The sequence below is a fragment of the Microbacterium umsixpiens genome (assembly GCF_053543675.1).
The window spans coordinates 1-7,764 of sequence record NZ_JBLVOH010000088.1; the positions used below are offsets into that span (position 1 = coordinate 1).

A 7,764-nucleotide genomic window follows, 5' to 3' on the forward strand; every position below is an offset into this window, starting at 1 on the left:
CGTCTCGACCGGTGCCGAGCTCGTTCCTCCGGGAGAACCTCTGGCCCGAGGGCAGATTCCCGAGTCGAACGGGCTGCTGCTCGCCGGGCTCGTGGTCGAGGCTGGCGCCGAGGTCGTGTTCCGCGAGGTCGTCGGCGACGATGGTGCCGGCCCGGCCGACGCTGTGGCGCGTGCGAGCGCACTCGGGCTCGATGCCGTGATCTTCTCCGGGGGTGTGAGCGCCGGCGCATACGAGCCGGTGCGGCAGGGTCTGAGTGACGCGATGGAGTTCGTGAAGGTCGCGATGCAGCCGGGCAAGCCCCAGGGGTTCGGGGCGACGGCTGAGGGCATGCTGCTGTTCGGGCTGCCCGGCAATCCGGTGAGCGTGGCCGTCTCGTTCGAGGTGCTGGTGCGTCCCGCGCTGCTGCGTCTGCAGGGCCGTCGGGAGATCCATCGCCCGCTCCGGCGTCTCGCCGCGGGCACCGGGTGGCGCACCCCTCCCGGGCGGCGTCAGTATCTGCCCGCCGTGATCGACGCGGAGGGCCGCGTGCATCCGGCGACCCGCGGGGGATCCGGCTCGCACCTCGCGGTCGGCCTCGGGGCGGCCACCGCCTATGCCATCGTCGCCGCCGAGACCGAACAGGTCGAGGTCGGCGACCTCATCGACGTGCTGGAGCTGTCATGACCTTCACCCACCTGGATTCGGCCGGCCACGCACGCATGGTCGACGTGACCGAGAAGCAGCCGACCGTGCGGGCCGCGACCGCCGCGGGCTTCGTGCGCTGCGCGCCGGAGACGGTGGCACTGCTCCGTGACGGCACCGTGCCCAAGGGTGATGTGCTCGCGGTGGCGCGCATCGCCGGCATCCAGGCGGCCAAGCGCACGCCGGAACTGCTGCCGCTCGCGCATGTCATCGGCGTGCACGGCGCGGTCGTCGACCTCGACATCGAAGACGCGGGGATCCGGATCAGCGCGACCGTGCGCACGGCCGACCGCACCGGGGTCGAGATGGAGGCGCTCACCGCCGTCTCGGTCGCCGCTCTCGCCGTCGTCGACATGATCAAGGGTGTGGATCGCGCAGTGACGATCGAGAACGTGCGCATCGTCGCCAAGGAGGGTGGGCGCAGCGGGTCCTGGCGGAGGCCCGGGGAGTGACCACGTCGTCGCACGCCGGGGTCGGCGCCGTGCTGCTCGTCGGCGGCGAGGGGCGTCGGATGGGCGGCATCGCCAAGCCTCTTCTCACGCTGGAGGGGCGATCGCTGCTGACTCGCACCGTGGAGGCGCTGGTCGATGCGGGCGTGGGCCCGATCGTGGCGGTCGGGCCGGTGCTCGAGGAGTCGGCCGACGTGCTTTGGACGCGGGAGGAGCCGCCGCTCGGCGGCCCGGTGGCGGGGATCGCTGCGGGACTCGCGCGGATGCCGGCGGAGAGGGTGCTGATCATCGCCGGGGACCTCGCGCGACCGGATGCGGTCGTGCACGGCTTGCTCTCCCACCGCGCCGATGATGCGGGGGCAGCGGCATCCGTCGACGGTGTCGTGTTCTCTGCAGACGGGCAGCCGCAGTGGCTGGCCGGCCTGTATCGCACGGCATCGGTCCGCGGCGCGCTCGACGTGATCGAGACCGACCGCAATGCCTCGGTCCACGCACTCCTCGGTGGCCTCGCCATCGAGTGGATCGTCGACCAGGAGGGCATCACCGCTGACATCGACGTGCCCGCCGATCTGGCTCGTGCACGACAGGAATTCGAGGAGACGCCATGACCGAGAACAGCCGCACTCTTCCTCCGGAGGCGCTCGACGCCTGGGCAGCCGAGCTGCGCGAACGATTCGACCTGGGTGAGGAGGATGTGCCGGTCGGGCTGATCCTCGACCTCGCCCGAGACGTCGCGAACGGGGTCGCGCGCCCGGCTGCGCCGTTCAGTGCCTTCGTCGCCGGCCTGGTCGCCGGACGTGCGGGCGGCTCACCCGACGACGTGCGCGCGGCGGTGGCCGCGATCGTCGAGCTCGCGAACGCGCATGCGGCGCAGGAGCAGAGCTGATGGCGACGGTGCGGTACTTCGCGGCAGCGGAGGATGCGGCGGGGCGGGCGAATGAGCCCACGGATGCGGTGACCCTCGGCGCGCTGCGGGCCGAGCTGGTGGACGCGCATCCGGCACTCGGAGCGATCCTCGACCGCTGTGCGCTGCTCGTGGACGGCGCCAGGGTGGACGACGACTTCGCATTGGCGGGGGTGGGGACCGTCGACGTGCTGCCTCCGTTCGCCGGAGGCTGAGGCTCAGCCTCCGATGCCCTTCCAGGCGGTGGTGCCGTCGGCCTCGACCTGACGCTTCCAGATCGGGAGCTCGCGCTTGATGGCCTCGATGATCTCGCGGCACACCACGAACGCCTCGTCGCGATGTGCGGCGGCGACCGCGACGACGACAGCGGCCGAGCCGACGGGCAGGCGGCCGATGCGGTGGCTCACGGCGACGATCGCCTCTCCGCTGACACCTGCGGCGACGGCGCGTTCGGCGAGGTCGCGAAGGATGCGCTCGGCATCCGGGTGCGAGGAGTACTCGAGGGCGACGACCTCGCCGGCGGCATCCGGGTCGTGGTCGCGGACGCGTCCGAGGAACGTCGTGACCGCACCCGCGCGGGCGTCGTCCACCGCGGCGAGGTGCGCATCGAGAGACAGGGCCGTGTCGCTGATCGCGGCAAGGGTGACGGTCATCGGTGGTCCTCTCCGTCGAGCTGGGCGATCACGTGCTCCGCGACCGACAGGATGACCGGCATGCCGTCGGCGACACCGCCGGGCGAACCGGGGAGGTTCACGATCAGCGCGCCGTGAGCGGTGCCGGCGAGGCCGCGGCTGAGCAGCGCGGCGGGGAACTTCGTGGCCCCCTGCCGCCGCAGCTCCTCCGGGATTCCCGGAAGCTGTCGCTCGAGCACGCGCGCGGTGCCCTCGGGGGTCTCGTCGCGCGCGGCGATGCCGGTGCCGCCGGTGGTGACGATGAGCCGCAGACCGCGGGCGAGGAGTCCGCGCAGCGCCTGCTCGACGGCATCCGCTCCGTCGGGGATGATCACAGGATCGGCGCAGTCGAACCCCGCGTCGCGGAGTGCGGCGACGGCGAGGGGACCGGCGGTGTCGGCGCGGGTGCCGGCCGCACCGCGGTCGGACACGGTGAGCACGGCGGCGGAGGTCATGAGCCGAGGGTAGCGTCGGGCGTTCCGGACACGAGCGGTCAGACGCTCATGTCGACGGGCGGTTCCATCACGATGCCCTGTGCTTCGAAGGCGCGGCGGCGCTCCTCGATTCGGCGGTGCAGCTCGACCTGCGCGTCGTCGACGAACTGCGGGTCGAGGTCGACGGTCGGCGGATGCGGGTCGCCGTGGTTCGCGGCGATGTACGCGTCGAGCTCGGGTCCGCTCGTCCACGACGTGATGAGGGCGTAGCGCGGGGCGGTGCCGCGGTGCCAGACCGCGTGCCAGAAGCGCTGGGTGTCGACGATGATGCGCGAGCCCGCGCGCAGCGGCAGGCGGATCTCGGTGGCCGGGTCGAAGCGGTCTGAGCGCAGGATCAGCATCGACTCGGTGTCGTCCGAGAGGTTGAAGAACCCGCGGACCACCCACCCGGTTCCCTCTTCGTTGAGGCGGTTGTTGTCGTCCTGATGCAGGTTGTAGATCGCGTCGGCGTACTCGTTGGGCTGCAGCTCGATCACGCGGCAGCGGCCGATGCCGGCGCCCGGCTCCTGTGCCCGGCGCTGGAGCGTGGGGGCGATCGCGATCTGCGACTCGACCCAGACGCCGTCTTTGTCGGCCCGCGGCGGGGTGTGGTTCCAGAAGCCGTTGCAGTCGACGTCGCCTGCGTAGCTGGTGAGCGGGGCGAAGCGCGTGATTCCCGAGGAGCGCCACCCGACGTACTCCAGATCGAGCCATTCGGCCGGATCGGCGGCCGACGTGTGGTCGTCGAGGACGACGTAGCCCGTCTCGGCCAGTGCCTCGGACGTGATGAAGCCCATGATGAGTACCCTTCCCGTCATCGCTGCCCCCACAGGCGGCGGGTTCTTAGGCAATCCTAACCCGGTTCGCGTGCTCTCGCGGGGGGATGCTGCCGTGCAAAAGCGCGAGGGTGCCGGTCCTGCGCGCCGATATTCTGAGGGCATGACTCAGCCGCAGGGCGCCCTCCTCGTGGGCAGTGTGAACTTCGACGACGCCGAGACCACGATGCGCACGGCGGCGGAGCTGCTCGGCGACCGGCTTCGCCGCATCCCGGACGGCGAGGTGGGCAAGCGATTCCACTGGATCATGTTCCAGCCCGACGTGATCGGCCGGGCCGACGGCATCGAGCGCATCGGCGACGAGCCCATCCCGTTCCCCGCGGGGATCGACGCACGCGGCCTGCGCATCGCCGAGGGAGTGGATGCCGCGAGCATCGCCCTGCCGCCGCTCGGCTACGCCGCCGCCGCGATCGAGTCGTACGCCGTGTTCGCGCGCCTCCGCGCCGAGGGAGCAGTGCCCGCCGGCATCCGATTCCAGGTGTCGCTGCCGACCCCGCTGGCCGTGATCTCCTCGTTCTTCCACGGCGACGACCGGGCCGCGATCGAACCCGTCTACACCGCCGCGATCCTCCGTGAACTCGATGAGATCCTCGCGGCGATCCCGCACGACGACCTCGCGGTGCAATGGGACGTCGCCAGCGAGATGGGCATCATCGAACGCGCGGCCGGCTACGGCGCGGTGATGGAGGCGTGGTGGCCCGGCGACCCGTTCGACGGTCTGGTCTCGCGCCTCGCCGCCCTGGTCGACGCCGTGCCCGCAGACGTCGAGGTCGGCGTGCACCTCTGCTACGGCGACGCGGGGGAGAAGCACTTCTTCGAGCCGACCGATGCCGCGAACCTCGTCCGCTACGCGAACGCCGTGGCCGCGGCATCCGCCCGCCCGCTCACGTGGCTGCACCTGCCCGTGCCGATCGCTCACGACGATGCCGCCTACTTCGCGCCGCTCGCCGACCTCGCGCCCGTGAACGAGCTGTACCTCGGGCTCGTGCACCGGGAGGACGGCGCGGAAGGGGCCGCGCGCCGCATCGCCGCAGCCACTCCGTATGCGGCCGAGTTCGGCGTCGCGACCGAGTGCGGCATCGGCCGCGCACCCGCCGGCTCGACCGACGTCATCCTACGCACCCACGCCGAGGTCGCCGCCGCCTGGTGACCCGCATCGCTCGATTCGCGCGCTCGCCCCGCGTCGCGTAAGCTATTCCGCGGTGACGTGTCCGAGCGGCCGAAGGTGCAACTCTCGAAAAGTTGTGTAGGGTAACCCCCTACCGTGGGTTCAAATCCCACCGTCACCGCCACCACGAAGGCCCCGACTCCCCTTGGAAACACTGGGAAGCGGGGCCTTCGTCACGTGCCCGACCCACGCGCCGGGGCCCGTGAATCGGGCGCCAATTATGCGGGGATGATATGCCGCGAGGGAACCGGGCTGGAGTAGACGACATTGGTCGTCACGCCGCCGAGTGTGGCGAGACTGCCGGTGATGCGCTCCAGGTCTCGCATCGATCGGGCGAGGACCTTGATGATGAAGCAGTCGGCGCCCGTGACATGGTGAGCCTCGACGATCTCGGGGAGATTGTCGACGAGGTCGTGGAACGGCTTGTAGTTACCTGAGGGATAGGCGAGCCGTACGAATGCCGTGATCGTGTAGCCGAGCGCTTCGGGGTCCACCGTGATGGAGTAGCCGGTGATGACACCAGCGTCGGTGAGGCGGCGCAAGCGGTCCGCGGTCGCACTGGGCGAGAGGGCAACTGCCCGCGCGAGCTGCGCGACACTCATCCGTCCATCGTCCTGCAACGTCGCGATGATGGCATGGTCGGTCTTATCCAGATCCAACCGTGAATTCGCGGGCATACGACGAACTCTACCGTTGGAAACGGCGTCGCGACGGGCATACGCCGTCGAACCTCCCTTCACCTGCCGCGGCCTGGATGTTTCGATTGATCCATGACCCTCTCCCTCTCCGCGGCCGACTTCTTCGCCGCCAAACTCGCCTTCGAGATCGACCCCTCCGACCTCGCAGCCGACCGCGCGGCCGGTACCGCACCGCTCGTCATCGACACCCGGTCGGCCGCATCCTGGAGCCAGGGTCGCATCCCCGGCGCGGTGCACATCCCGAACGCGGAACTCGAGGGGCGCATCGCTGATTTCGCCCCCGACAAGGGCGTTCCGATCGTCGTCTACTGCTGGGGTCCGGGCTGCAACGGGAGCACGCGCGGAGCGCTCACTCTGGCAACCCTCGGCTACTCGAACGTGCGTGAGCTCATCGGCGGTTTCGAGTACTGGGCCCGTGAGGGCCTGTCCACCGTCAGCGACAACGGCCGCGGCCGGCTCGAGCCCGATCCGTTGACCGCCCCCGTCGCCTGAGCGTGTCTGCGAGGATCGGAAGATGCGCGAACCCGTCGACGTCTCGAACGCTGATCACTATGTGTGGGGCGAGGTCTCCGATGGGTGGCGATTGCTCGACAGTCCTGGACTGTCCGTGATCGAGGAGCGAGTGCCGGCCGGTGCCGGCGAAGAGTGGCATGTGCACGACACCGCCACGCAGTTCTTCTACGTGCTCGATGGAATGCCTCAGATGCAGACGGCCGAGGGGGTCGTGGAACTCGCCCCCAGACAGGGCGTCGATATCCCGCCCGGACTCACGCATCGGTTCTTCAACCCGGGGAACACGGAGACACGATTCCTTGTGATCAGCACGCCGAACACTCGAGGAGACAGACGGCCCGTCGACGCGGTGTGAGGCATCTGCCGCTGGGCAGCCTGACGTATCCATGCCGTCGCGGGTTGGCAGGAACCCAGGGCCTCAAGTCCGTCGCTCGGGGGATGCTCGCGAGCATCCGGTTTCGTAGCGTGGATCGTATGGATATCGCTTCGATGATCATGGGGGCCTCGATCGTCTCGATCGCGTGGATCGCCTTCTGGCCGTGGGCGCAGCTGAAACGCCTTCGCGAGCTCGAGGCGAGTGCCGTCGTGGATCCTGATCAGGAGTCGTAGATTCAGCCGGAAAAGGGTCTCACAGCACCTCGAGCTTGTACGCGAGGATGACCGCGTGGACGCGATCTCTGAGGTAAAGCTTGGCGAAGACGCGGTTGACGTGGGTCTTCACCGTCGCCGGAGTGAGGTGCAGTCGCGCACTGATCTCCGGATTCGAGAGCCCCGTGGCGATCGCGAGGAAGACGTCGTACTCGCGAGGAGTGAGACGGTCGAGGGGTGAGGGCGGGCTGCCGGTGACCGGAGTCGCGTCGCGCTCCACGTAGTGGTCGATGAGTTGGGTCGTGATGCGCGGTTCGACGACGCTGTCACCCGCGGCAACGGTGCGCACGGCCGCGGTGAGTGTTTCGGGCGTGGCGCTCTTGAGGAGGAACGCACTCGCACCTGCATGGAGCCCGCCGAAGGCGTACTCGTCGATGTCGAAGGTCGTGAAGACGATGACCTTGATGCGGGAGTCTTCGGTCGTGATCCGTCGGGTGGCTTCGATGCCACCGATGCCGGGCATGCGCACGTCCATGAGCACGACGTCGGGGCGCAGCTCCGCTGCCAGGGCGACGGCCTCTTCGCCGCTGCCAACTTCGGCGATGACGTCGATGTCGTCGGCACTGTCGAGCACGAGCGCGTTGCCCATGCGCACGAGGGGCTGGTCGTCGACGACCAGGACGCGGATCGGTGGCGGAGTCATGAGGGATCGGCTCGGCTTTCGTCGTCGAGGTGCAGGGTCGCGGTCGTTCGCCACCCGCCGGTGGGGAGTCGTCCGCTCG

At 69.7% G+C, this 7,764-nt stretch carries 14 protein-coding genes and 1 tRNA gene; 10 read left to right on the top strand and 5 right to left on the bottom strand.

The genetic code is table 11. The features are described from left to right. The 5 genes from ACNPM4_RS08970 to ACNPM4_RS08990 form a co-directional block, all read left to right on the top strand. Positions 1–664: molybdopterin-binding protein (locus ACNPM4_RS08970; RefSeq protein ID WP_448985441.1), on the top strand; the 664-nt coding region annotated here is incomplete at its 5' end. After that, the gene (moaC, locus tag ACNPM4_RS08975) at positions 661–1,134 is read left to right on the top strand and encodes a cyclic pyranopterin monophosphate synthase MoaC (protein WP_448985442.1); all 474 of its coding nucleotides are present in this window, start codon (positions 661–663) and stop codon (positions 1,132–1,134) included. The genes ACNPM4_RS08970 and moaC, both read left to right, overlap by 4 nt. Then, positions 1,131–1,739, top strand: coding sequence for a molybdenum cofactor guanylyltransferase (gene mobA, locus ACNPM4_RS08980; RefSeq protein ID WP_448985443.1), 609 nt, complete (start codon positions 1,131–1,133; stop codon positions 1,737–1,739). Before moaC ends, mobA begins: the two co-directional genes overlap by 4 nt. Then, the gene (locus ACNPM4_RS08985; protein ID WP_036303578.1) at positions 1,736–2,017 is read left to right on the top strand and encodes a DUF6457 domain-containing protein; all 282 of its coding nucleotides are present in this window, start codon (positions 1,736–1,738) and stop codon (positions 2,015–2,017) included. Before mobA ends, ACNPM4_RS08985 begins: the two co-directional genes overlap by 4 nt. Further along, the gene (locus ACNPM4_RS08990; RefSeq protein WP_400857702.1) at positions 2,017–2,250 is read left to right on the top strand and encodes a MoaD/ThiS family protein; all 234 of its coding nucleotides are present in this window, start codon (positions 2,017–2,019) and stop codon (positions 2,248–2,250) included. The genes ACNPM4_RS08985 and ACNPM4_RS08990 overlap by 1 nt, the downstream gene beginning before the upstream one ends. Before the next feature lie 3 nt (positions 2,251–2,253). Here the strand turns inward: ACNPM4_RS08990 and ACNPM4_RS08995 are convergent, their stop codons facing one another. Genes ACNPM4_RS08995 through ACNPM4_RS09005 form a run of 3 tightly spaced genes read right to left on the bottom strand, consistent with a single transcriptional unit; the run spans position 2,254 to position 3,976 of the window. After that, positions 2,254–2,688: a molybdenum cofactor biosynthesis protein MoaE gene (locus ACNPM4_RS08995; protein ID WP_448985444.1), complete on the bottom strand. Its 435-nt coding sequence runs from the start codon at positions 2,686–2,688 to the stop codon at positions 2,254–2,256. Continuing rightward, positions 2,685–3,161, bottom strand: coding sequence for a MogA/MoaB family molybdenum cofactor biosynthesis protein (locus tag ACNPM4_RS09000; protein ID WP_448985445.1), 477 nt, complete (start codon positions 3,159–3,161; stop codon positions 2,685–2,687). Before ACNPM4_RS09000 ends, ACNPM4_RS08995 begins: the two co-directional genes overlap by 4 nt. A 38-nt stretch (positions 3,162–3,199) precedes the next feature. Then, on the bottom strand, positions 3,200–3,976 hold the full coding sequence (locus tag ACNPM4_RS09005) for a hypothetical protein (protein WP_029262416.1): 777 nt from the start codon (positions 3,974–3,976) through the stop codon (positions 3,200–3,202). A gap of 142 nt (positions 3,977–4,118) precedes the next feature. Here ACNPM4_RS09005 and ACNPM4_RS09010 point away from each other — a divergent pair, with 142 nt between their 5' ends. Beyond that, positions 4,119–5,165, top strand: coding sequence for a hypothetical protein (locus ACNPM4_RS09010; RefSeq protein WP_448985446.1), 1,047 nt, complete (start codon positions 4,119–4,121; stop codon positions 5,163–5,165). Positions 5,166–5,216: 51 nt separating this feature from the next. Continuing rightward, positions 5,217–5,307, top strand: a tRNA-Ser gene (locus ACNPM4_RS09015). Between the two features lie 94 nt (positions 5,308–5,401). On the opposite strand, the gene ACNPM4_RS09020 is transcribed toward ACNPM4_RS09015, so the two are convergent. Beyond that, on the bottom strand, positions 5,402–5,860 hold the full coding sequence (locus ACNPM4_RS09020) for an Lrp/AsnC family transcriptional regulator (protein ID WP_029262414.1): 459 nt from the start codon (positions 5,858–5,860) through the stop codon (positions 5,402–5,404). A gap of 93 nt (positions 5,861–5,953) precedes the next feature. Here ACNPM4_RS09020 and ACNPM4_RS09025 point away from each other — a divergent pair, with 93 nt between their 5' ends. From ACNPM4_RS09025 to ACNPM4_RS09035, 3 genes are all read left to right on the top strand, one after another. Next, the gene (locus ACNPM4_RS09025) at positions 5,954–6,373 is read left to right on the top strand and encodes a rhodanese-like domain-containing protein (RefSeq protein ID WP_448985447.1); all 420 of its coding nucleotides are present in this window, start codon (positions 5,954–5,956) and stop codon (positions 6,371–6,373) included. A gap of 22 nt (positions 6,374–6,395) precedes the next feature. After that, positions 6,396–6,749 (top strand): cupin domain-containing protein, encoded by a 354-nt coding sequence (locus ACNPM4_RS09030; protein WP_448985448.1) that lies wholly within the window; start codon positions 6,396–6,398, stop codon positions 6,747–6,749. A 119-nt stretch (positions 6,750–6,868) separates the two neighbouring features. Further along, entirely contained in the window at positions 6,869–7,003 is a 135-nt protein-coding gene (locus ACNPM4_RS09035; protein ID WP_269319690.1) for a hypothetical protein, read from the top strand. Between the two features lie 19 nt (positions 7,004–7,022). Here the strand turns inward: ACNPM4_RS09035 and ACNPM4_RS09040 are convergent, their stop codons facing one another. Further along, entirely contained in the window at positions 7,023–7,685 is a 663-nt protein-coding gene (locus ACNPM4_RS09040) for a response regulator (RefSeq protein WP_448985450.1), read from the bottom strand. Between the last annotated feature and the right edge of the window lie 79 nt (positions 7,686–7,764).